At 71.4% G+C, this 22956-nt stretch carries 23 protein-coding genes; 17 read left to right on the top strand and 6 right to left on the bottom strand.

The features are described 5' to 3' along the window. Positions 1–12: 12 nt before the first annotated feature. Positions 13–519, bottom strand: coding sequence for a DUF1993 domain-containing protein (locus tag AC2D8W_RS01855; protein ID WP_484670088.1), 507 nt, complete (start codon positions 517–519; stop codon positions 13–15). 140 nt (positions 520–659) lie between these two features. Here AC2D8W_RS01855 and AC2D8W_RS01860 point away from each other — a divergent pair, with 140 nt between their 5' ends. Together AC2D8W_RS01860 and pyrC are read left to right on the top strand one after the other, a co-directional pair. Then, a complete protein-coding gene (locus AC2D8W_RS01860; RefSeq protein ID WP_484670089.1) occupies positions 660–1640 on the top strand; it encodes an aspartate carbamoyltransferase catalytic subunit in 981 nt (326 codons plus the stop codon). Then, entirely contained in the window at positions 1637–2926 is a 1290-nt protein-coding gene (gene pyrC, locus AC2D8W_RS01865; protein WP_484670090.1) for a dihydroorotase, read from the top strand. The genes AC2D8W_RS01860 and pyrC overlap by 4 nt, the downstream gene beginning before the upstream one ends. Here pyrC and AC2D8W_RS01870 read toward each other — a convergent pair. Continuing rightward, positions 2914–3828, bottom strand: a complete 915-nt coding sequence (locus AC2D8W_RS01870) for a glycosyltransferase family 2 protein (RefSeq protein ID WP_484670091.1) — start codon at positions 3826–3828, stop codon at positions 2914–2916. The genes pyrC and AC2D8W_RS01870 overlap by 13 nt on opposite strands. A gap of 169 nt (positions 3829–3997) precedes the next feature. On the opposite strand from AC2D8W_RS01870, the gene plsY reads away from it, so the two are divergent. The 6 genes from plsY to AC2D8W_RS01900 all read left to right on the top strand — a co-directional run bounded on the left by plsY (position 3998) and on the right by AC2D8W_RS01900 (position 10672). Beyond that, positions 3998–4651, top strand: coding sequence for a glycerol-3-phosphate 1-O-acyltransferase PlsY (gene plsY, locus AC2D8W_RS01875; RefSeq protein ID WP_484670092.1), 654 nt, complete (start codon positions 3998–4000; stop codon positions 4649–4651). Beyond that, positions 4648–5736, top strand: a complete 1089-nt coding sequence (dprA, locus tag AC2D8W_RS01880) for a DNA-processing protein DprA (protein WP_484670093.1) — start codon at positions 4648–4650, stop codon at positions 5734–5736. The genes plsY and dprA overlap by 4 nt, the downstream gene beginning before the upstream one ends. 102 nt (positions 5737–5838) lie before the next feature. Beyond that, positions 5839–8481 carry a type I DNA topoisomerase gene (gene topA, locus AC2D8W_RS01885; RefSeq protein WP_484670094.1) on the top strand — a complete coding sequence of 881 codons (2643 nt, stop codon included), beginning with the start codon at positions 5839–5841 and terminating at the stop codon, positions 8479–8481. A gap of 107 nt (positions 8482–8588) precedes the next feature. Continuing rightward, entirely contained in the window at positions 8589–9044 is a 456-nt protein-coding gene (locus tag AC2D8W_RS01890; protein WP_484670095.1) for an ester cyclase, read from the top strand. Positions 9045–9111: 67 nt separating this feature from the next. After that, complete coding sequence (locus tag AC2D8W_RS01895; protein WP_484670096.1) at positions 9112–9921, top strand: alpha/beta fold hydrolase; 810 nt, start codon at positions 9112–9114, stop codon at positions 9919–9921. Positions 9922–10015: 94 nt separating this feature from the next. Next, on the top strand, positions 10016–10672 hold the full coding sequence (locus tag AC2D8W_RS01900) for a PEPxxWA-CTERM sorting domain-containing protein (protein WP_484670097.1): 657 nt from the start codon (positions 10016–10018) through the stop codon (positions 10670–10672). 37 nt (positions 10673–10709) lie between these two features. Here AC2D8W_RS01900 and AC2D8W_RS01905 read toward each other — a convergent pair whose 3' ends face one another. Further along, positions 10710–11261 carry a hypothetical protein gene (locus tag AC2D8W_RS01905; protein ID WP_484670098.1) on the bottom strand — a complete coding sequence of 184 codons (552 nt, stop codon included), beginning with the start codon at positions 11259–11261 and terminating at the stop codon, positions 10710–10712. Next, positions 11261–12451 carry an iron-containing alcohol dehydrogenase gene (locus AC2D8W_RS01910; RefSeq protein WP_484670099.1) on the bottom strand — a complete coding sequence of 397 codons (1191 nt, stop codon included), beginning with the start codon at positions 12449–12451 and terminating at the stop codon, positions 11261–11263. Before AC2D8W_RS01910 ends, AC2D8W_RS01905 begins: the two co-directional genes overlap by 1 nt. 5 nt (positions 12452–12456) lie before the next feature. Here AC2D8W_RS01910 and rnr point away from each other — a divergent pair, with 5 nt between their 5' ends. The 4 genes from rnr (at position 12457) to AC2D8W_RS01930 (ending at position 16800) form a co-directional block, all read left to right on the top strand. Continuing rightward, positions 12457–14751 carry a ribonuclease R gene (gene rnr / locus AC2D8W_RS01915; RefSeq protein ID WP_484670100.1) on the top strand — a complete coding sequence of 765 codons (2295 nt, stop codon included), beginning with the start codon at positions 12457–12459 and terminating at the stop codon, positions 14749–14751. Positions 14752–14810: 59 nt separating this feature from the next. Then, entirely contained in the window at positions 14811–15524 is a 714-nt protein-coding gene (locus tag AC2D8W_RS01920) for an NUDIX hydrolase (RefSeq protein ID WP_293482154.1), read from the top strand. A gap of 101 nt (positions 15525–15625) precedes the next feature. Beyond that, complete coding sequence (gene rpmG / locus AC2D8W_RS01925) at positions 15626–15793, top strand: 50S ribosomal protein L33 (RefSeq protein ID WP_293482155.1); 168 nt, start codon at positions 15626–15628, stop codon at positions 15791–15793. A gap of 344 nt (positions 15794–16137) precedes the next feature. Then, positions 16138–16800: a phytanoyl-CoA dioxygenase family protein gene (locus tag AC2D8W_RS01930; RefSeq protein WP_484670101.1), complete on the top strand. Its 663-nt coding sequence runs from the start codon at positions 16138–16140 to the stop codon at positions 16798–16800. A 12-nt stretch (positions 16801–16812) separates the two neighbouring features. On the opposite strand, the gene AC2D8W_RS01935 is transcribed toward AC2D8W_RS01930, so the two are convergent. Further along, positions 16813–18177, bottom strand: coding sequence for a PleD family two-component system response regulator (locus AC2D8W_RS01935; RefSeq protein ID WP_484670102.1), 1365 nt, complete (start codon positions 18175–18177; stop codon positions 16813–16815). 6 nt (positions 18178–18183) lie between these two features. Further along, positions 18184–18549: a cell-cycle response regulator DivK gene (gene divK, locus AC2D8W_RS01940; RefSeq protein WP_293484224.1), complete on the bottom strand. Its 366-nt coding sequence runs from the start codon at positions 18547–18549 to the stop codon at positions 18184–18186. 117 nt (positions 18550–18666) lie between these two features. On the opposite strand from divK, the gene AC2D8W_RS01945 reads away from it, so the two are divergent. The 5 genes from AC2D8W_RS01945 (at position 18667) to clpS (ending at position 22951) form a co-directional block, all read left to right on the top strand. Further along, entirely contained in the window at positions 18667–19317 is a 651-nt protein-coding gene (locus AC2D8W_RS01945) for an HAD family hydrolase (RefSeq protein WP_293484222.1), read from the top strand. Positions 19318–19385: 68 nt separating this feature from the next. Beyond that, the gene (locus tag AC2D8W_RS01950; RefSeq protein WP_484670103.1) at positions 19386–20294 is read left to right on the top strand and encodes an alpha/beta hydrolase; all 909 of its coding nucleotides are present in this window, start codon (positions 19386–19388) and stop codon (positions 20292–20294) included. An 8-nt stretch (positions 20295–20302) separates the two neighbouring features. Next, a complete protein-coding gene (locus tag AC2D8W_RS01955; RefSeq protein ID WP_484670104.1) occupies positions 20303–21172 on the top strand; it encodes an ROK family protein in 870 nt (289 codons plus the stop codon). Further along, positions 21169–22440 carry a DNA polymerase IV gene (locus tag AC2D8W_RS01960; protein WP_484670105.1) on the top strand — a complete coding sequence of 424 codons (1272 nt, stop codon included), beginning with the start codon at positions 21169–21171 and terminating at the stop codon, positions 22438–22440. The genes AC2D8W_RS01955 and AC2D8W_RS01960 overlap by 4 nt, the downstream gene beginning before the upstream one ends. Positions 22441–22621: 181 nt before the next feature. Beyond that, positions 22622–22951 carry an ATP-dependent Clp protease adapter ClpS gene (gene clpS / locus AC2D8W_RS01965; protein ID WP_068877522.1) on the top strand — a complete coding sequence of 110 codons (330 nt, stop codon included), beginning with the start codon at positions 22622–22624 and terminating at the stop codon, positions 22949–22951. The last annotated feature ends 5 nt before the right edge of the window (positions 22952–22956 follow it).

A 22956-nucleotide genomic window follows, 5' to 3' on the forward strand; every position in this document is an offset into this window, starting at 1 on the left:
CGTGAACGACGCTCAGAGCCCGCCGGCGAACAGGTCCACCTTGCCCAGGTTCGCGCCCCGCGCCCGCAGGATCGCGTAGGCCATGGAGAGGTGGAAGTAGACGTTGGTCGTGGCGAAGCTGGCGAGCCACTGGCCGAGGCTGAAGGTCGGCTCGAGCTGGCCCAGGCTGATCTTCAGCACCATCTCGTCGCGGCCGGCGAACTGCTCGGGCTTCAGGGCCGCGAGCCAGGCCTTCGCGTTCGCGATCTCGGCCTTCAGGCCCGCGACGTCCAGGTCGGTGGCGATATCGGGCGGGACCTCGAGCCCGGCCACGCGCGCCGTCCACTGCTTGGTGAAGTTGATGACCACGCGGACCTGGAAGCTCAGCGGGTTCATGTCGTCGATGAGCCGCCACTCCAGCATCTCGGCCTCGGACGCGCCGAGCGCCCTGGCGCGTTCGGCGCCGCGATCGAGCACATGGCCGAGCGTGCCGAGCGCGCGGTCGTACATTCCGACAAAGGTGAAAAGATCGACGGCCACGGGTTCCCTCCCCTCGAGTGCAGCTCCAGCTGATATGGTCCCATGGCGCAGCTTCGCAAAGGCGGCGGCGCACGAACCTGGGGACGGGCGGGCCGCATCGGCTTCCCATCGCGGGCGACCTCACCTAAGAGGGCGCTTTAATGAGCGGCGCGCCCCCTGGTCTGAACGAGGTCCTCCAGCGGACCTTCTCCTTTCCCAAGCGCCATTTCCTGTCCGCCACGGATCTGAACGAGGTGGAGGTGCGAGACCTCCTCGACCTCGCCGACGGGTTCGTCAGCCTGAACCGGCAGACCTCGAAGAAGCTCGACCTGCTGAAGGGTCGCACGCTGATGAACCTCTTCTTCGAGAACTCCACGCGCACCCAGGCCAGCTTCGAGCTGGCCGGCAAGCGCCTGGGGGCCGACGTTGTCAACATGAGCCCGCGCTCGTCGTCGATCTCGAAGGGCGAGACCCTGATCGACACGGCCGTAACGCTGAACGCCATGCAGCCGGACCTGCTGGTGGTGCGCCACGCCTCGTCGGGCGCCGCCTCGCTCCTGTCGCAGAAGGTGGGCTGCTCGGTGATCAACGCCGGCGACGGCCAGCACGAGCATCCGACCCAGGCGCTGCTGGACGCCCTCTCCATCCGCCGTGCCTTCGGCGACATCGCGGGCCTCAAGGTCGCGATCTGCGGCGACGTCCTGCACAGCCGCGTGGCGCGCTCGAACATCGCCATGCTGCAGATGCTGGCGGCCAACGTGCGCCTCGTGGGCCCGCCCACGCTGATCCCCGCCGCCGCCCACCTCTGGAACGTCGAGATCTTCCACGACCTGCGCAAAGGCATCGCCGGCTGCGACGTGGTGATGATGCTGCGCCTGCAACTCGAGCGGATGGACGGGGTCATGGCGCCGTCGCAGCGGGAGTACTTCCGCTTCTTCGGCCTCGACCGCGAGAAGCTGGCCTTCGCTGCGCCGCACGTGCGGGTGATGCACCCTGGCCCGATGAACCGTGGCGTCGAGATCGATTCCGACGTCGCCGACGACCTCTCGGTGAGCCTCATCCAGGACCAGGTGGAGATGGGGGTGGCCGCGCGGATGGCCGTCCTGACCTCGCTGGCCGCCCGGCTGGAGAACGACCGGTGAGCCGGCCCCTCGCCTTCACGAACGCGCGGCTGGTGGATCCGGCGAGCGGGTACGACGGGCCCGGCGCGGTGCTCGTGACTGAGGGCGTGGTCGCCGACGTCGTGCGCCGGCCAGACCCCGGCGCCCTCTCCGCCGACGTCGAGGTCGTGGACGCGCAGGGCGCGCTGCTCATCCCCGGGCTGATCGACCTGCGGGTCAAGACGGGCGAGCCCGGCGCCGAGCCCAAGGAGACCCTGAAATCGGCCGCGCTCGCCGCGGCCGCTGGCGGGGTCACCACGATCGTGGTCCAGCCCGACACCCATCCCGTGATGGACGAGCCGGCGGTGGTGGACTTCATCCTGCGCCGCACGCGCGACATCGAGCTGATCAACGTCTACCCCGCCGGCGCGGCCACCAAGGGCTGCGAAGGCCAGCGCATGGCCGAGATCGGCCTGATGCACGAGGCCGGCTGCCTCTATGTGACCGACGCCGACCGCCCCATCGTCGATTCCAAGGTGCTGCGCCGCGTCCTCAGCTACGCCAAGGCGTTCGGCGTGCCCGTCGCCCACCGGCCGGCGGACCCGTGGCTCTCGGCGGGCGCCGCGGCCAGCGAGGGCGAGTTCGCCGCCCGCATGGGACTCCCGTCGGTCCCGGCGGTGGCCGAGAAGATCATGCTGGAGCGCGACCTAGCGCTCGTCGAACTCACCGGCGCCCAGCTCATCGTCGACCAGGTGACCACCGCCGCGGCGCTGGAGAGCCTGCGGCGCGGGCTGGACCGCGGCCTGCCGGTGACCGCGACCACCTCGATCAACCACCTGTCCTTCAACGAGCTCGACATCGGCGACTACCGCACCTTCTGCAAGCTGGACCCGCCGCTGCGTTCGGAGGACGACCGGCAGGCGGTGATCGACGCGGTCGCCTCGGGCCTGATCCAGGTGATCGTCTCGGCGCACGCGCCCGCGCCCGCCGAGGACAAGCGCCTGCCCTACGACGAAGCCGCGCCCGGCGCCGTGGGCCTGCAGACCCTGCTGGCCGCGCTGCTGGCCTTCCACCACGAGGGCCGCATCCCGCTCATCGACCTGATCCGCACGGTCACCGCCGCGCCGGCCGACCTGCTGGGCCTCCCGGCGGGCCGCATCGCCAAGGGCGCGCCGGCCGACCTAGTGCTCGCCAGCCTGGATACGCCGATCCACATCGACGCCGACAAACTGGTCTCGAAGTCGAAGAACTCGCCATTCGACGGGCGGCGGCTGCAGGGCAAGGTTTTGCGCACCCTCGTGGACGGCCGGACGGTCTACGCCGCCTGAACCCCGGCGACAAAGTCGAGGTAGGCGTCGCTCGCCTGGATGATGTCGTGGGCCAGGAGCTGGTCCGGGCCCTGGTAGCGAAGCGAGCGTTCGTCCCGCAGGACGAGACCTCCGTCCGCCCCGAGCCCGTCGCGATAGGCACGGTACTCCCGCCAGCCGCCGTAGTGCTGCCCCTCGTCGATCGCGACCGCGACGCGCTCGGGGAAGTCACTGAGGAACTTGAAGTGAAGGAGCGCCGCCAGCATCGGCGGCAGCGACAGCGGCGTGATGGCGTGCGTCGCCATGAGGTAGCGGCGGCCGCGCCGCCACTTCACCAGCGGGACCTTGCTGAGCACCGGCGGGCGGGGCTGGTAGGCCGTGAAGTCGAACAGCCGCGCCCGAGGGCCCCCGTGGAACTGCACGTGCGGGAACGGGCCGGCGCGCACCGCGTGGTAGGGTCCCGGATCGAACCATGGGCAGGTCTCCACCAGGGGGGTGCCTGGCGTGTGGACCGCCTCGCGCACGTCGCCGGCGCCGAACATGTCGAGCATCAGCGCCAGCAGCCCCTCTGCGCCCTGCCCGTCGAGAAACCGGCACAGCTGGCGCAGCCCGGCGCGGTCGAAGGCGGGGAAGACGAACTGCTCGTCGGCGTCCACCGTCAGCGTCCAGTGACCGTCGCAGTAGGCGTCCAGCACGGAGTTCACCCAGCCCAGCCTGCGCGCGGCGAACCTGCCCTCGCCCGTCAGAAGGTGGGCGTCCGGCTGGGCCGCCACGAACGCCCGCGTCCCGTCCGTCGAGCCGTCGTCGATGACCAGGAACCGATCCACGCCGAGGGCGCGGTGGTGGTCCAGCACAGACTGCAGCCGCAACATCTCGTTGCGCACGACCAGGCACGCCCGGATTTCGCCGGGCCGGTCGGGCACGGACCGTCCCTCCAGCCGCATGTCTGCTCCCCCGCGCTCCACGAGTTCGCCTAGCAGGGCGCAACAGACAACGGAAGCTTGACGTTCACCATTAGTTCCCCTTTGCTTGGGCGGGGAGACGAACGGCGCGGCGCGCGTTAGGACGGTTCGGCGAACAAGGGGGGCCGTCATGTCGCAAGTCCTGGGACCATTGGAGATCGGCGCGGCTCTGATCGGCGGTTATCTGCTGGGGTCGATCCCGTTCGGGGTGATCGCCACCCGGCTGGGCGGCGCGGGTGACCTGCGCAAGGTGGGGTCCGGTAACATCGGGGCGACCAACGTCCTGCGGACGGGCCGGCGCGACCTGGCGCTGATCACGCTGCTGGGCGACGGCGGCAAGGGCGCCGTGGCGGTCCTGCTGGCATGGCTGGCCACCCGCAACGGAACGGTCGAGCAGCAGGCGGTGCTGACATCGCTCGCTGCCGGCGCGGCCTTCCTGGGCCACCTGTTTCCCGTCTGGCTGGGGTTCAGGGGCGGCAAGGGGGTCGCCACCTTCTTTGGCACGTTGCTCGCCGCGGCCTGGCCGGTGGGCCTCGCGGCCGCCGCCGCCTGGCTGATCACGGCCTTCCTGTTCCGGATCTCGTCGCTGGCGGCGCTCGTGGCCGTGGCCCTGGCGCCGGCGCTCGCCTTGGCGCTGGGACGGCCGAAGCCGATCGCGCTGCTGGCCCTCTTCATGGCGCTGCTGGTGTACGTGCGCCACATCGAGAACATCCGGCGCCTGCTCAAGGGACAGGAGCCCCGCATCGGCGCCGGCAAGGCCGCCCCGGAGATCTCCGAGGGGTGATCCGCGCGCTCACCGACGCCCAGCGCCGCGACTGGCTGCGGCTGGCCCGCACCGAGAACGTGGGCCCGGTGACGTTCGATCAGCTCATCACCCGCTACGGCGAGCCTGCGATCGCGTTGGCCGCCCTCCCCGACCTCGCGCGGCGCGGGGGACGGAGCGGCCTGCGGATCCCGGCCGCCGCCGAAGCCGAGGCCGAACTGGCGGCCGGCGAGGCGCTCGGCGCCCGCATGATCGCCGCGTGCGAACCCGACTTCCCGCCGGCCCTGGCCGCGCTGGACCCGCCACCGCCGCTGATCTGGACGCGCGGCGACCCGTCGATCCTGGACCGGCGGACGGTGGCCATCGTCGGCGCCCGCGTCGCCTCGGCCGCCGGCCAGCGGTTCGCCCGCGGGCTCGCCGCCGATCTCGGACAGGCCGGCTGCGTCGTCGTCTCAGGCATGGCGCGCGGCATCGACGCCGCCGCGCACGAGGGCTCCCTTCCCACCGGCGCCGTCGCCGTCCTGGGGGGCGGTGTGGACGACGTCTACCCGCCCGAACATCGGGGACTCTACGAGCGCCTCGTCGAGCAAGGCTGCATCGTTTCGGAGAGCGAGCCGGGCCGCACCGCCGTGGCCCGCGACTTCCCGCGCCGCAACCGGATCATCGCCGGCCTCGCGCGCGCCGTCGTGGTCGTCGAGGCCGAGTTCCGATCAGGCTCCCTGATCACGGCGCGCCTCGCCAACGAGCAGGGACGCGAGGTGCTGGCCGTTCCCGGCTCGCCGCTCGACCCCCGCGCCAAGGGAACCAACGACCTGATCCGCCAGGGCGCGGCGCTCTGCGAAGGGGTGGACGACGTCCTGCGCGCCCTGGAGGGCCTCCGAGGGTTCGGGGAGCCCGAGCGCGCCGCCTTCCGCGGCCCCTCCTGCCAACCGGACGACGCGCTACGGGAACGGCTCGCGGCGCTCCTCTCCCCCACGCCGGTCAGCCGGGACGAGCTGGTGCGCGCGACGGGCGCGCCGGCGCCCCTGGTGTTCGCCGCCCTAATGGAGCTTTCGCTCGCGGGCCGCGCCGAACTGCTGCCCGGCGGCATGGTCGCGACAGCGTGAGCCCCCTAAGGGGGCTCGCCGGGGCGGCGTGAATCCGCGCCGTTGACACGCCGCAGGGAGCGCCCCCACCTTCCGCGCCTTCGCAGGGACAGCCACGCCTAAATGAACGTCGTCATCGTCGAGAGCCCGGCCAAGGCCAAGACCATCAACAAGTACCTGGGCTCGGACTACAAGGTGCTGGCCAGCTACGGCCACGTCCGCGACCTGCCCGCGAAGGACGGCTCGGTGCGCCCGGACCAGGACTTCGACATGTCCTGGGAAGTGGACGGAAAGGCGGCCAAGCGCCTCTCGGAGATCGCCGAGGCCGCCAAGGGCGCGGACAAGCTGATCCTGGCCACCGACCCCGACCGCGAGGGCGAGGCCATCAGCTGGCACGTGCTGGAGGTGCTGCAGAAGAAGCGGGCCATCAAGGGCGCCGAGGTGCAGCGGGTGGTCTTCAACGCCATCACCAAGTCGGCCGTCACCGAGGCGATGGCCAACCCGCGCGACATCGACATGGAACTGGTCGAGGCCTACCTCGCCCGCCGCGCCCTGGACTACCTCGTCGGCTTCACGCTCTCGCCGGTGCTGTGGCGCAAGCTGCCCGGCGCCCGCTCGGCCGGCCGCGTGCAGTCGGTGGCCCTGCGCCTCGTCGTCGAGCGCGAGCTGGAGATCGAGCGGTTCAAGAGCCAGGAATACTGGACGGTCGAGGCCGAGGTCGCCGCCGGCGGCGACCCCTTCACCGCCCGCCTCGTCAAGCACCAGGGCAAGCGCCTGACGAAGTTCGACCTCGCCAACGAGGCCAGCGCCTTCGCCGCGCGCGACGCGGTCAAGGCCGCGACGTTCAAGGTGGCCTCGGTCGAGCGCAAGCCCGGCCGCCGCTCCCCGCCCCCGCCCTTCACCACCTCGACCCTGCAGCAGGAGGCCGCCCGCAAGCTCGGCTTCAACGCCCAGCGCACCATGCAGACGGCGCAGAAGCTCTACGAGGGCGTCGACATCGGCGGCGAGACCGTGGGCCTGATCACCTACATGCGGACCGACGGCGTCCAGACGGCCCCCGAGGCGCTGGACGAGGCGCGCGCCGTCATCGGCGGGCTCTACGGCAAGGAATATGTGCCCGAGAAGCCTCGGTTCTACTCCACCAAGGCCAAGAACGCCCAGGAGGCGCACGAGGCGATCCGCCCGACCAGCCTCGCCCGCAACCCGGGCAAGCTGGGCCTCGAGGGCGACCTGGGCCGTCTCTACGAGCTGATCTGGAAGCGCATGATCGCCTCGCAGATGGAGGCGGCCCGGATCGAGGACACCAACATCAACCTCGAGAGCGCCGACGGCCAGACGGGCCTGCGCGCCACGGGCCGCGTGGTGACCTTCCCGGGCTACCTGGCCGTCTACGAGGAAGGCCGCGACGACCCCGAGGACGAGGAAGGCGGCCGGCTGCCGCAGGTGGCCGAGGGCGCCGAGGCCAAGGTCCGCTCGGCCAAGGCCGACCAGCATTTCACCGAGCCGCCGCCGCGCTACTCCGAAGCCAGCCTGGTGAAGAAAATGGAGGAGCTGGGCATCGGCCGGCCCTCGACCTACGCCTCGATCCTGACGGTGCTGCGCGACCGCGCCTATGTGCGGATGGAGAAGCAGCGGTTCGTACCCGAGGACCAGGGCCGGATGCTCATCGCCTTCCTGGGCGAGTTCTTCGAGCGCTACGTTGAGTACGACTTCACCGCCGGCCTCGAGGAGCGCCTCGACCTGGTCTCGGCCGGCGAGCTCGACTGGAAGGTCCTCCTCCGCGAGTTCTGGACCGAGTTCAACGCCAAGATCGGCGAGACGGCCGACCTGAAGATCAGCGACGTCCTCACCGCGCTCGACCGCGTCCTGGGCCCGCACCTGTTCCCGGACAAGCCCGACGGGTCCGACCCGCGCGCCTGCCCGACCTGCGGCATGGGCCGGATGGCGCTGAAGTCCAGCCGCTACGGCCCCTTCCTGGGCTGCTCTAACTATCCGGAGTGCCGCTACACCCGCCCAATCGGCGTCCAGGCCGAGGGCGACGAGGCCGCCGCCGGCGACCGCGAGCTGGGCGTCGATCCGGTGACCGGCGAAACCGTCTACCTCAAGACCGGCCGCTTCGGCGTCTACGTCCAGCTCGGGTCGGGCGAGAAGCCCAAGCGGGCCAGCCTGCCCAAGGGCTGGAGCGCCCCCGACATGGACCTGGAGAAGGCTCTGCGCCTCCTGCGCCTGCCCCGGGAGGTCGGGATGCATCCGGAGGACGGCAAGCCGATCCTGGCCGGCATCGGCCGCTTCGGCCCCTTCGTGCTGCACGAGGGCGTCTACGCCAACCTGCCCACCGTGGACGAGGTGTTCGAGGTGGGCGTGAACCGCGCCGTCGACCTGATCGCCACCAAGCGCGCCGGGCGCCGCGGCGGGGCCGAGGCCGCCGCGCTGAAGGAGTTGGGCCCTCATCCGGTCGATGGCCAGCCGGTCCGGGTGCTCTCAGGCCGCTACGGCCCCTACATCAAGCACGGCTCCACCAACGCCAACGTCCCGCGGGGCGCCGATCCGCTCTCGGTGACGATGGAGCAGGCGGTGGCCCTGATCGCCGAGCGCGAGGCCAAGGGCGGTGGGAAGAAGGGCAAGAAGCCGGCGCGGGCCGCGGCCGCCAAGACCGAGGGCGGCGCGAAGGCCGCGAAGAAGCCGGCCAAGAAGGCGGCCGCCAAGAAGAAGGCCGCGCCCAAGGCCAAGGCGAGCGCGATCGACGACGACGAGGCGCCCTTCTAGGCGGGGCCGATCAATCGGAGGCGCGACGCGAGTACGTCGTGATCATCCCAGGCTTGGTCCAGGAATCGGCGCTTGCGGGTTGGGTGACTCTACTGAGGGGGCGACGGATGGGCGATGACGCAATAGGCGAGACACCGGAGGCCAAGAAGGCTGTGTTCCGGCGACTGGTGGAACTCTACGCGACAGCCGATGTGGACGCACTCGAAGCCCTCGTGGCCCCAGACTATGTCGGACACACCGCCGCCGGCGATCGCGACTGGGCGGAGTTTCGGCAGAGCATCCTCAACTTCCACCAGCTGTTCGACTATTCGCCGGACTCCTTCACCGTCGAAGACCAGTTCGCCGACGGCGACAAGGTTGCGAGCCGCATGATTGCGCGTGTGCGCAACCGTGAAACGGGCGAACCGATGAGCATGATCGGCATCAACCTTGCGGTGATCAGGGGTGGGAAGATTCGGGAGGAGTGGAACACCTGGGAAGTGATGGCGGATGTTGCGCAGAGCAACGACGCAGGATCGGACAGCGGGTCGCTGTCGGTCCGCGGAGCGTCGAAATCCGCATGAGTCCTCGCACCGCGACGCGCACGACGGCGGGATGACGAGCGGTGCAGAAGGCCGCTAGGCTGCTTCCATGCCGAACGCCACCCTTGACGGTCTGAGCTTCTATTTCGAACGCGCCGGTTCCGGGCCGCCGCTGCTGTTCATCTCGGGGACCGGCGGGGATCTGCGGGTGCAGCCCAACGTCTTCGCCTCGCCGCTGGCCAAGGCGTTCGACCTTCTCGCCTACGACCAGCGCGGCCTGGGGCGCACCGGCAAGCCCGACGGGCCCTACACCATGGCGCAGTACGCCGACGACGCGGCCGCGCTGATGGCCGACCAGGGCTGGGACGACGCCCTCGTCGTCGGAGTGTCCTTCGGGGGCATGGTGGCGCAGGAGCTGGTGCTCCGGCATCCGCGCCGGGTGCGCCGGCTGGTGCTGGCCTGCACCTCGCCGGGGGGCGCGGGCGGGGCCTCGTTCCCCTTCCACGAGATCGAGCATCTGAAGGGCGAGGAACGCGCCCGCCACCTCATGCCCATCAGCGACACGCGCCGGGACGCGGCCTGGCAGAAGGCGAATCCCGAGGAGTACGAGCGCTTCGTCCAGCTCGCCGCGGCCGATCCCTACGCCGGCGAGCCCGGCCGGGCCGACGGCGCGTGGAACCAGCTGGAGGCCCGCTCGCACCACGACACCTGGGATCGCCTGCCGCAGATCGACTGCCCCGTCCTGATCGCCGCGGGGCGCTACGACGGCATCGCCCTGCCCGCGACGCAGGAACGGATGGCGGCGCGCATCCCTGGCGCCGAGCTCCAGTGGTTCGAGGGCGGACACCTGTTCATGATCCAGGACCGCGCCGCCTATCCGGCGATCATCGCTTTCCTGTCCGATGGTCCGCTCGCCTGAGAGGCGACTGGCGTTGACGCCGCGCTCTGGCCCCCGAAACATCGCCGCGACACGCTTCGGGCGCCTGCGGGCCTCCGACTAACGGGATCTATCCATGAAAATCCGGAATCTGGCCGCCCTGGCCGCGGCGGGCGCCTGCCTGTCGCTTGGCAGCGCGGCGGCAGCGGACGTGGTGACCTTCGACGACGCCGCTTCGAACGCCTTCATCTTTCAGCAGATCAACTCGCACAGCTTCCAGGGACTGACGTTCACGACGGGCGATCCGTCCTGTTGCGCCGCGATCTGGAACAGCGGGGAAACCCCCGAACAGAGCAACGGCACCAACAACCTGATCTTCGCGGCGCCCGACGAGATCGTCATCACCCGCCAGGGCGGCGGCCTGTTCGACCTGTCCAGCATCGACATGACGCTCTCGTGGTACACCACCGTCAACGGGAGCGCTCCCGAACCCGACGCCGACATCCTGGCCGACACGGTCACGCTCACTGCGGATACGACCGGGGGTCAGGTCGTCCAGGTGCTGACCCTGGGCCAGGGGTTCCATACCTACAGCCTTGGCCTCACCGGCGTGAACAGCGTCTCGATCACCCGCCTCGCGTCCGCGCCCGTCTTCTCCTACTGGGGCCTCGATAATCTCAGCGGGGAGAACTTCGGCGGCGCGGTGCCCGAGCCCGCGACCTGGGCTCTGATGATCGCGGGGTTCGGCAGCGCGGGGGCGATGCTTCGCCGCCGACGGGCCGCCGCCGCCTGAGCCTGGGAGCGGACGCGCCCACAAGGTCGCGTCCGCCTCACGGCAGGTCGATCATCGCCTTCCTGGCGGCCAGCCCCCGGGCCGAAAGCCGGTAGCCCACCTCCAGGCTCTCGGTCAGCCCGAGCGCCTTCAGCTTGCGCACGTCCTGCTTGAAGGGAAGCGTCTCGCGCCCGAGCATCGCCGCGAGGTCGCCGGCGCGGCGGGCGGGGTGCTCCGCGATCAGGTCGAGCACGCGGGCGGTCCAGGGGCCGCGCGCGTCCAGCCGCCGGAGCGCCGCCAGGACGCCGGTGAGGTCGGTGTCTTCCCGCAAGGCGGCGCGCGGGTCGGCGCCCAGGAACCGGACGCGGATTCGGTAGAGGGTCCCCTCTCCCGCCAGTTCAGCGCAGGCGGCCGCCGCCGAGGGATAGCCGGCGGCCACGGCGTCGCCGTCCGTCACCGCCTCGACCGCCGCCACCTCGTCGATCGCCAGCTGGCCCAGCGCGGTGTTCAGCGTCCCGCCCGACCGCACGGTCGGCCGCCTCCAGCGCCGGAGGACGACGCTCAGCTCGCCGCGCCGGATCGCCTCCAGCTGCGCCATCTTCAGCAGCATCAGCCGGCGGCCAGTTCGAGGATCTCCACGACGTGCTCGGGGCCGGCGATGGGCCTCGGGCTCGTCCGCACCCCGTTGTCGTGCATCGTGTGCTCGGCGATGGCCTGGAACGAGTCGCGCCCGACGCCGACGCTCTTCAGATCGGCAGGCAGGCCCAGCCTGCGCACGAGCGCGCCGACGCCCTCCGCGGCGGACGCCGACCCGAGCGCCCGCGCCACCAGCGCCTGCTGCGCGCCGGCCGCAGGAGCCGTCCACTCCAGGACCGCCGGCAGGATCACGCACGAGGTGATCCCGTGCGGCACGCCGTAGGTTCCGCCCAGGGTGTGGCCGAGCGCGTGGCTGGGCCCCATGCCCCGGCCCGAGCCGACGCCTGCGATCGCGTGCCACATGCCGAACTGGCACTGCAGCCGGGCGTCCAGGTCCTGGGGCGCGGCCTTCGTGGCCAAGAGCCCCTCGGCCAGCCGCGCCAGGCCGTCGGCGGCCAGGGCGTCGGCGTACGGCGCACGCTGCGGATTGCAGAGCTGTTCCACCGCGTGGTCGACCGCCTTCATGCCGGTGGAGAACCAGAGCTGCGCCGGCGTCGCCAGCGTCACCGCCGGGTCCAGGATCACGGCGCGCGGCGCGAGCAGGGGGTGGGTGTAGCCCTCCTTCGCGCGGCGGGCGACGTCGGTGACCCCGGCGAACGGGGTGAACTCGGCCGCCGACAGGGTCGTGGGGATGGCGATCATCCGCACGCCGGCCGTAATGCTCGAGACGTCCACGCGGCCGGGTCCACGCCCGGCGCGGTAGGCGTCCAGGGCCTGGGCGTCGCCGACGTCGGCCCACAGAGCGAGCTGCATGACCTTGGTCGCATCGATCACCGAGCCGCCGCCCAGGGCCACCAGCAGGTCTGCGCCGGTCCGCCGGGCTTCGGCCGCACCGGCGATCACGCCCTCCCGAGGCGAATGCGCGCCGACGCCGGCGAAGACGCCGACGCAGAGTTCGCCCAGCTCGGCGGCGAACGCCCGGGCCAGCCCGTCGGCCAGCGAACGGGTCGTGGTCACGAGCAGCCGCGAGCAGCCCCACGCCCTGGCGAGTTCCTGCGCGACCTCGGCCGCGGGCCGCCCGTAGGTGATCTGGTCCTGTCTGGGGAACCGGTGCGTTCCGGTGAGCATCTGATGGTCCTCCGTCACCCCGAAGGTGCTAAGCACGACCGATGGCTCCCCCGAAGACACCGAAGTCGGCCCGCTTTGCCAAGGGCCTTCCCGACCGCGAAACCCTGCTGAAGTTCATCCGGGAGAGCGGCGAGACCGACAAGGCCGCGATCGCCCGGGCGTTCGGCCTGAAGGGCGAGGACCGCCGGGCGCTGCGGCACCTGCTGAACCAGCTGCAGGACGACGGAACGCTGGGCAAGCGCGGCCGCCGCGGACTTGCCGAGGCGGGCGCCCTGCCCGAGGTGGGCGTGGCCGACGTGGTCGAGCGCGACACCGACGGCGACCTTTTGGTCAGGCTCGTCCGCGGCGAGGACGCGCCCTTGGTGCCGCTGGCGCCCGGCGCCGACGTGAAGGGCTCGGCGCCCGGCCTGGGCGACCGGGTCCTCGTGCGGTTCGTCCCCCTGGAGAACGGCGAGTTCGAGGCGCGACTCATCAAGCGCCTGGGCCAGAGCGCCCACCGGATCCTCGGCGTCGTGCGCAAGGCGCGTCGGGAAATCCGCGTCGAGCCGGTGGATCGCCGGTCCAAGGACACCCTGGTCCTGCCCGAGGGCGAGGACGTGCGGGACGGCGACCTCGTGGTGGCGCAGGTCGAGCCGCACGGGCCCCGCTACGGACCCAAGCGCGGCAAGCTGCTGGAGACCGTGGGCCGCGAGGACGACCCGCGCGCCTACTCCCTCATCGCGATCCACGCGCACGGCGTGCCCACGGGCTTCTCCGAGGGGGCCGAAGCCGAGGCCGAGGCGGCCGAGGCGCCCACCCTCGCCGGCCGCGAGGACCTGCGCGACGTCCCGCTGATCACCATCGATCCTCTGGACGCCCGCGACCACGACGACGCGGTCTACGCGCACCCGGACGACGACCCCAAGAACCCTGGCGGCTGGGTCTGCTGGGTGGCCATCGCCGACGTGGCCGCCTACGTCCGCCCCGGCTCCGAGCTCGACCGCATCGCCCGCGACAAGGGCAACAGCGCCTACTTCCCCGACCGCGTGGAGCCGATGCTCCCCGAACGGCTCTCGAACGGCCTCTGCTCGCTGCGCGAAGGCGAGAACCGCGCCTGCCTGGCGGTGCGCATGGTGTTCGGGGCGGACGGCCGCAAGCGCAGCCACCGCTTCGTCCGCGGACTGATGCGCTCGGCGGCGAAACTGGCCTACGAACAGGCGCAGGCCGCCATCGACGGCGCGCCCGACGACAAGACCGGCCCGCTGCTGGAGCCCGTCCTGAAGCCGCTCTGGGCCGCCTACGCCTGCCTGAAGAGGGGCCGCGACGCCCGTTCGCCCCTCGCCATCGAGAGCCTCGAGCGCAAGATCGCCATCAGCCGGGAGGGCGAGATCGCGGCGATCACGCCGCGCGCCACGCTCGACGCCAACCGGCTGATCGAGGAGTTCATGATCCAGGCCAACGTCTGCGCCGCCGAGACGCTGGAGGAGAAGCGGACGCCCCTGATCTACCGCATCCACGACCAGCCGAGCCCGGAGAAGCTGCAGGCGCTGGGCGACTTCCTGGGCTCCATCGGGATGCCGTGGACCAAGGGCGAGGCGCCGCGCACCGAGCGGTTCAACCGCCTGCTGGACGAGACCCGCGACGGGCCGCACGCCGACATCGTCAACGAGGTGGTGCTGCGCACGCAGATGCAGGCGGTCTATTCCAGCGAGAACATCGGCCACTACGGGCTGAACCTGGCGAAGTACGCGCACTTCACCTCGCCCATCCGCCGCTACGCCGACCTGATCGTGCACCGCGCCCTGGTGACCGCGCTGAAGCTCGGGAGCGACGGCCTGTCGGAGTTCGACATCGCCAAGATGAAGGACACCGCCGAGCTGATCTCCTTCGCCGAGCGGCGCGCCATGGCGGCGGAGCGGGATGCGACCGACCGCTACGTGGCCGCCTTCCTCGCCGACCGGGTGGGCGCGGAGTTCGACGGCAAGATCACGGGCGTCACCCGCTTCGGCCTCTTCGTGCGGCTGGCCGAGACGGGCGCAGACGGCCTCGTCCCCGTCAGCACCCTGGGCGGCGAGTACTTCGTCCACGACGACCGGACCCACGCGCTCGTGGGCGAGCGGACCGGGGCGCGCTGGCCGCTGGGCATGTCGGTCCAGGTCCGGCTCCGCGAAGCGACGCCCATCACCGGCGGGCTGGTCTTCGAGATGCTGAGCGACTCCGCCCCGCCCGACGACTCGATGCCGCGACCGCGACTCGGCGTGCGCGGCCGAGGCGGGGGACCGCCCAGGCCGCGCCCGGGCCGTCCCCCGGGCATCCGCACCGGACGCAAGAAGAAGATGGGCGGCAAGCGGCGTTGAGCCGCGTTCCGCAAGGGCGCCCTTTCCTCCGGTCCGCCGCAAGTCATACAGTTGTTCGCATGTCCGAGAGCGCCACCATCGTCCACAAGCCGGAAGGCCCGCCCCGCATCGCCGGCCAGCGCGCCGTGCGTCCGAAGAACGCCGCCACGGTGATGATCATCCGCCGCGACGCGAAGAAGCCGCGGGTGCTGATGGGCCGCCGCCACGGCGGCCACAGCTTCATGCCCGATCGCTGGGTGTTCCCGGGCGGACGGATCGACCGCGCCGACTACCGGGCGCCCTACGCCACCGACCTGCGCACCGACGTGCACGGCCTGTTCGACAAGTACCTCCCCGTCGGCAAGGGCCGCGCCCTGGCCCTGGCGGCGGTCCGCGAGACCTGGGAAGAGGCCGGGCTGCTGCTGGCGCGTCCCGGCGAGGCGCGCGGGACGGGGCCGTGGAAGGACTTCGTCGCCCAGGGCATGCTGCCCGACCTCGACGCCATGGACGTCGTGGCCCGCGCGATCACGCCGCCGTCCGTCGGCAAGCGCTTCGACACCTGGTTCCTGACGGCTGACGCCGAGCGCCTCACCAGCCTGGACCGCCAGGGCGACTGCGGCGAGCTGGACGAGATCGCCTGGGTCGACTTCGACGAGGCGATGGCCCTGCCGCTGCCGGCCGTGACCCGGATCATGATCAAGGAAGCGGTCGCCCGCATGGACGACCCCAACCGCCCGAAGCCGTTCCTGCGCTACAAGACCAACGAAGGCGGCATGCGGCCGGTGGCGCTCTAGCCGCGCACGGTTGACTTCACGGCGCGGATTCGTATTTTCCGCGCCTCCTGAACACCCGCCGGCGGTGCGTATCCGTTTGGCCCCGCCCGAGGACTAGACCCATGGCGAAGCCCGCCTCCATCAAGATCCGCCTGAATTCGACGGCCGACACCGGCTACTTCTACGTGGCCAAGAAGAACGCCCGCACCAAGACCGACAAGCTCGTGCTGAAGAAGTACGACCCGGTGGTGCGCAAGCACGTCGAGTTCCGCGAGGGCAAGATCAAGTAGATCCGCCAAGGCGTTGACCTGACATCAGAACGCCCGGCCGCAACGGCCGGGCGTTTTGCGTATCTGGCGGAGAGGCGCGGGCGGCCGGCTTGACAACCTGGGCCGGTCGACGGACCGTGGCTTCGACCACCCGCGCCTTGCGGGGTCGCCGTGGGGACGCCCCGCGGTGAATAGGTGGAACGGCCGGCCGGCCGCGACGCCCATTCACCGCGGGGCGTTTTCGTTCTGGAGCTTCCCATGGAGCATCCCGGCCTCTCCCCGGACCAGCTCGACCGCTACGCTGCGGAAGGCGTCGCCCACCTGCCGGCCGCGGTGGCCCCGAAGACGTCGCCGCCCTCTCGGAGGTGGTCTGGCGCCGCCTCCGCGTCGGCCACGGCATATTCCGCGACCGGCCGTCGACCTGGAGGGTTCCCCATCCGGCGCAGCTGGCGGCGCGCACCGACGAGCTGGCGGCCCTCGCCAGCCCCGCGGTCCGCGCCGTGCTGGACCAGTTCCTCGGAGCCGGCGGCTGGACCCCTCCCGATCGCTGGGGCCTGCCGCTGGTCACCCTTCCGGGCTTCGCCGACCGCTGGGACGTCCCGCACAGGAACTGGCACCTGGACCTCGCGGTCTCGGCGAAGGCCCCGGCCGTGGCGCGCGTGTTCGTCCTGCTGGCCGACCACCCGGCGGGCGGCGGGGCGACCGGCTACGTCGCCGGGTCCCACCGGGTTCTGCGCGCGCTCGCGGCGGCAGAGGGTCGCGAATTCCGTTCCGGCGAGGCCCGGGCGCGCCTGGCGGAGCGGTCGCCCTGGTTCGCCGCCCTCTTCGGCCGCCCCGATGGCCCGGACCGCCGGGCCCGCTTCATGGACGCCTGGGGCGAGGCCGAGGGCGTGCCGGTGCGGGTGGGCGAGATGGCCGGCCGCGCCGGGGACGCCTGGTTCATGGACCCGCACCTGCTGCACGCCACCATGCCCAACGCCGGCGCGAGCCCGCGGATGATGCTGACGGAGTGGATCTACGGCCGGTGAGGCGGACGGATGTCAGGCCGCGCGAGCGATCACGCGGTTGCGGCCGGCCGACTTGGCCTCGTAGACCGCCTCGTCCGCGCGCTTGATGAGGGCGCTGGGCGTGTCGTTGGCGTCCCCGCTGGACGCGACGCCGATCGAGATCGTGACGCTGAGCAGCTCGTCGCCGCCCATGACGCGGAACGGCGCGCCGGCCACATGGAGGCGAATGCGCTCGGCGATCCGGCGGGCGTCCTCCAGGTCCGTGTCGGGCATGACCACCACGAACTCCTCGCCGCCGTGGCGCACCGGCAGGTCGATGGCGCGCACGTTCGACGCCAGCCGCACCGCGAACTCGGCCAGCACCTCGTCGCCGACGTCGTGGCCGAAGCTGTCGTTGACCTTCTTGAAGTGGTCGATGTCGATCACCAGCACCGCCACGGGCTCCCCGCCCCGGCAGGCGCGGCGCATCAGCGCCTCCAGCTGGCCCTGCATGTAGCGGCGGTTGTGCAGGCCGGTGAGCTGGTCGGTCACCGCCAGTTCCAGCGAGTGGTCGAGGTTCGAGCGCAGGTAGTCGGTGTAGCGCTTGCGGCGGATCTGGGTGCGCACGCGGGCGGCCAGTTCGCCGGGATCGACCGGGCGCGCCAGGATGTCGTTGACGCCGATCTCCAGCGCCTTCACGGCGCGCGCCCGGTCGTCGATGTCCGTCACGGCGAGGATGGGGATGGAGCGGGTGGCGTCGTCCGAGCGCAGTCCGGCGGCGAACCGCAGGCCGTCGAAGGCCCGGGCGGCGGTGTTGACGATGCACAGGTCCACCGGCCCGCGGGCGGTCAGCGCGGCCTTGTAGGCCTCGGTCTCGACCACGGGACGATGCTCGACGGCCAGCTCGGCGGCCACGCGCTGGGCCTGGCGCTGGTTGTCGTCGACGATCAGGATCCGACCGCCCGAGCCGCCAAGGCGCGAGGCCGCGCCGGCGATGACGCCCATGCGGCGCCCCGAGGCCTCGCGGTCGCGCAGCTCGTCGATCACCGCCTTCAGGCGCACCAGGCTGCGGACGCGCGCGAACAGCATCACGTCGTCGATCGGCTTGGTCAGGAAGTCGTCCGCGCCGGCCTCCAGGCCCGCGACGCGGTCCGCGCGGCCGTCGAGGGCGGTGACCAGGACCACGGGGACGTGGCGGGTCTCGGGATCGTCCTTCAGCCGCCGGCAGACCGCGAAGCCGTCCATGCCGGGCATCATCACGTCGAGGAGCACGATGTCTGGCCGCTCGGACGCGGCAATGGCCAGGGCCGTGGGCCCGTCGCAGGCCGTCAGCACGTCGTAGTACTCGGCCGAGAGCTTGGCCTCGAGCAGGCGGACGTTCGATTCGATGTCGTCGACGACCAGGATGCGGGCGGACATTGGCGGCTAGCTCAGGAGCCGCTTGATGGTCTCGAGGAAGTGGGTCACCGAGATGGGCTTGGAGATGTAGGCCTCGCAGCCGCCCTCACGGATCCGCTCCTCGTCGCCCTTCATGGCGAAGGCGGTCACCGCCACCACCGGGATATGGGCGAGGTCGTCGTCTTCCTTCAGCCACTTGGTGACTTCCAGCCCGGAGATCTCGGGCAGCTGGATGTCCATGAGGATCAGGTCGGGCTTGTGCTCGCGGGCAAGCGAAAGCGCCGCCAGCCCCTCGCGGGTCTCGAGGGTCTCGTACCCCTGGGCTTCGAGCAGATCATGAAAGAGCTTCATGTTCAGCTCGTTATCCTCGACGATGAGGACTTTCTTGGCCATTCAGGACCCGACAGCGTGCTCGAGGCCAAGCCGGTTCTCGGCCCTCCCCACCCTGCGGATGGTTATCGGGTGCTATATCCTTAAACTTCGTTATCCGCGTCGCGAGGCAACCCCGCCGTGTCCCAGCCTCCCCCGATCCCGAACCTGACCGCGCTGGGCCTGGCGGCCGAACGCCCGCTGGTGCTGATCGACGTGGACGAGGTGCTCGGCCTCTTCATGCAGGGCTTCGGCGACTTCGTGGCGCAGCACGGCTACGAGATGCGGGTCGAGCGCTTCGCCCTCTTCCAGAACATCTATCCGCCGGGCTCGGACCAGCACATCGACATGGAGACCGGGCGTCGCCTGTTCGACGCGTTCTTCGCCACCCACTGCCACGAGATCGAGCCCGCGCCCGGCGCCATCGCGGCCCTGAACCGGCTGCACCGGCACGCCGAGATCCTGATCCTCTCCAACGCGCCGCCCCAGGGGGAGAAGCTGCGCGCGGCCTGGCTGGCGAAGCACGGCATGGAGCATCCCCTGGTGCTCAACTCCGGGCCCAAGGGTCCGATCGCCAAGGGCCTCGTCGCCCAGACGCTGCACCCCACGGCCTTCGTGGACGACCTGCTCCCGAACCTCGACTCGGTGGCCGAGCACTGCCCGGAGACGGCCACCTTCCAGCACGTGGCCGACCTGCGGCTGCGCCCCTTCGCGCCCCGCTCGGACCGCCACCCGCGCATCGACGACTGGGCCGAACTGGGCGAGGCCCTCGAGGCCGCCGTCCGGCGCTGACCGGAGCAGGCCGCCACAGGCCCTGGTTTCCGGACGGCTGAGCTCCCACTCTTGTTGGGAGCCAGGTGGTGGGCGTGGATCGAGACACCGGGATCATCGCTGCGGACGGCGTGACGCTTGCGGGCGCCCTCGCCGGGCCGGACCGCGCCAGGATCGGCGTCCTGATCCTGAGCGGATCGGGACCGCTCGATCGGAACTCGGACATGCCGGGCCAACCGCTCGGCGTCGCGAGGGCGCTCTCGGAGGAACTGGCCCGAAGAGGAGTCGCCAGCCTCAGGTTCGACAAGCGTGGCGTGGGCGGCTCACAGGGGACCTATCTGGCCACGGGCTTCCACGACGAGACCGCCGACGCCGAGGCGGCGTTGGCCGCGCTTGGCTCGGCGCTGCCGTCCGCGCGGATTGTGGTGACGGGTCACTCCGTGGGCGCGACCATCGCGATGCGCCTCGCAGCGAGAGCCACGCTGAGCGGCGTCGTCCTGCTGGCCGGCGCCGCCCGGCAGGGCGCGGACGTGATGCGGGCTCAGTCCGCGAGGCTCGCCGAGACGCTGAGCGGCCCTTCGCGCCTGCTGGGTCCGGTGCTCAGGCTGCGGCAGGCGATGGCGCGGCGCCGACTGCTGAGTTCGCGCGGCGACGTCCTGCGGCTCGACGGCGCGGACCTCCCCGCCCGGTGGTTCCGCGAGTACATGGCCTACGACCCCACCGACGACCTGCGCGCGATACGCTGCCCGGTGCTCGCGATCACGGGGGCCGACGACGTACAGGTCGAGCCGTCGGACGTCGGCCGGATCGGCGCGATGATCGAGGCGCCGTTCACCGGCGAGACGCCCGCGGGGATCAGTCATCTGCTGCGGCGGACCTGCAGCGCCCCGGGCCTCGCCTCCTACGGGGCGGAGATGCGCTCGCCACCCGACCCCGGGGTGCTGGCCCGCGTCTGCGACTGGATCGAGGCTGAGGCGCGCGGAACAGATCGGGTATAGCTGGCGGCATGATCCGCATCGGGGTGGATTTCGGGGGCACGAAGATCGAGGCCGCGGCGCTGGACGCCCAGGGCCGGTTCCAGGCGCGCGTGCGCCGGCCGACGCCTCCCGGCTATGAGGACCGGCTGGAGGCCACGCGCGAGGCCGTCGCCGAGGCCGAGCGGCTGGCGGGCGTCGCGGCGGCGCGGGTGGGGGTCGGCGGACCAGGATCGCCCTCCCCGTCCACCGGCCTGATGCGGAACTCGAACTCCACGGTCCTGAACGGGCGGCCGTTCCCGGCCGACCTGGAGCGCGTGCTGGGCCGGCCGGTGCGCTACGCCAACGACGCCAACTGCCTTGCGCTGTCAGAGGCGACGGACGGAGCCGCGGCCGACGCGGGCGTCGTTTTCGCCGTGATCGTCGGAACCGGCTGCGGCGGGGGGATCGCCGTGGACGGCCGCCTGGTCGAGGGGCGCAACCTGGTCGCCGGCGAGTGGGGCCACACGCCCCTGCCCTGGCCGCGCGCCGAGGAGCTTCCCGGCCTGCGCTGCTGGTGCGGGCGCACCAACTGCCTCGAGCTCTGGCTGTCCGGCACCGGCTTCGCGCGCGACGCGGGCCGGCCCGCCGAGGCGGCTTTGCCGGACGATCCGGCGCTGGCGCGCTACGTCGACCGCCTGGGGCGCGCCCTCGCCGTCGTGGCCGACATCCTCGACCCGGACGTGATCGTGCTGGGCGGCGGCATGTCGAACCTGGACGTCCTCTACCCGCGGCTGCCGGCCGCGATCGCGCCGCACGTCTTCGCGGACGCCTACGGGGTTCCGATCCGCAAGGCCGCCCACGGCGATTCGTCCGGCGTCCGCGGCGCCGCCTGGCTCTGGCGCCTGGACGAGCTCGAATGAGGGCCTTCTGCCGCGACTGTTTCTGGCAGGGCGAGCAGCCCGCCCGGCGGTGCCCCGCCTGCGGCAGCCCGCGCGTCGTCGCCCATCCCGAGCTCGGCGAACTCGCCATCGCGCACATGGACTGCGACGCCTTCTACGCCAGCGTCGAGAAGCGGGACCGGCCCGAGCTTCGCGATCTGCCCGTCATCGTCGGCGGCGGCAAGCGCGGGGTGGTGACGACCTGCTGCTACATCGCCCGCATCTCGGGCGTCCGCTCGGCCATGCCGATGTTCAAGGCGCTGAAGGCGTGCCCCCAGGCGGTGGTCGTGAAGCCCGACTTCGCCAAGTACCGCGCCGAGTCGAAGCGCATCCTGGGCATGGCCGCCGAGCTGACGCCGCTCATCCAGAACCTCAGCCTCGACGAGGCATGGATGGACCTCTCCGGCACCGAGCGCCTGCACGGCGCGCCGCCCGCGATCACCCTCGCCCGGCTGCAGGCCCGCATCGAGGCCGAGACAGGCCTGACCGTCTCCATCGGACTGGCCGCCAACAAGTTCCTGGCCAAGATCGCCTCCGACCTCGACAAGCCGCGCGGGTTCTCCGTGATCGGCCACGAGGCGAAGGACTTCCTGGCGAACAAGCCCGTCCGCATCCTTCCGGGGGTCGGCCCCGCCATGGTCGCCACGCTCGAGAAGGCCGGCTTCCGCACGGTGGGCGATCTGGCCCGGGTGGACGTGAAGGTCCTGGCCGAACGCTGGGGCGCCCACGGCCTGCGCCTGCACGCCCTGGCCCACGGGCGCGACCATCGCGCCGTGAACCCCAACGAGGCGCGCAAGGGAATCAGCTGCGAGACGACCTTCAACGAGGACCTGTCGCGCGTGGCCGAGCTCGAGGACAGGCTGGCGCCCCTCGCCGAGCGCGTGGCCCGCCAGGCGCGCCAGGGCGGCGTCGCCGGCCGCGTCGTGACCCTCAAGCTGCGCGCGACCGACTTCCGCATCGTGACGCGTCGCCGCACCCTGCCCGTGGCCACCCAGACCGCGCACACGCTCTTCAAGGTCGGCCGCGAACTGCTCGCGAAGGAGGCCGACGGCCGGCCCTGGCGGCTGATCGGCATCGGGATCGCCGACCTGGTCGACGCCGAGAGCGCATCCGACGACTTCTTCGCCGGCGAGGAGAAGAAGGCGCTGGCCAGCGAGCGCTCCATGGACGCTATCCGCGCCCGGTTCGGGCCCGGCTCGGTGACCTCCGGGCGCATCCTGCGGGCCCGCGTGGCGTCGGACGAAGAGTGACGCCGCCCCCGATCGCCCTGAAAACCGGCAGCCGCCGCCCCGTGCAGAACCCCCTCGCCGGCAGGCCGGGCGCCGTAGAGTGAACATGCCCCGTGACGATTCATCCCTTCCAAAAGGCGCTATCTGGCATATCTAATCGGAACGGGATGGACCGCGCCGGTCCCGCCAGGAGAACGGAAACATGAGCGAACGGAAGGAAGGTGGCGCTGACACCGGCGTTCGCTCGGCGGTCATCACCCAGACCAAACCGAAGACGCAGAAACCCTCGATGTACCGGGTCCTGCTGCTGAATGACGACTACACGCCGATGGAATTCGTCGTGTACGTACTTGAGCAATTCTTCAACAAGTCGCGCGAAGATGCGACTCGCATAATGCTCCATGTTCATCAGCATGGCGTGGGCGTCTGCGGGGTCTACACATACGAAGTGGCGGAAACAAAAGTGGCCCAGGTCGTTGATACGGCGCGGCGGCATCAGCACCCGCTGCAATGCACCATGGAGAAGGATTAGGCGCA

The sequence above is a fragment of the Phenylobacterium sp. T106 genome, from assembly GCF_057219735.1.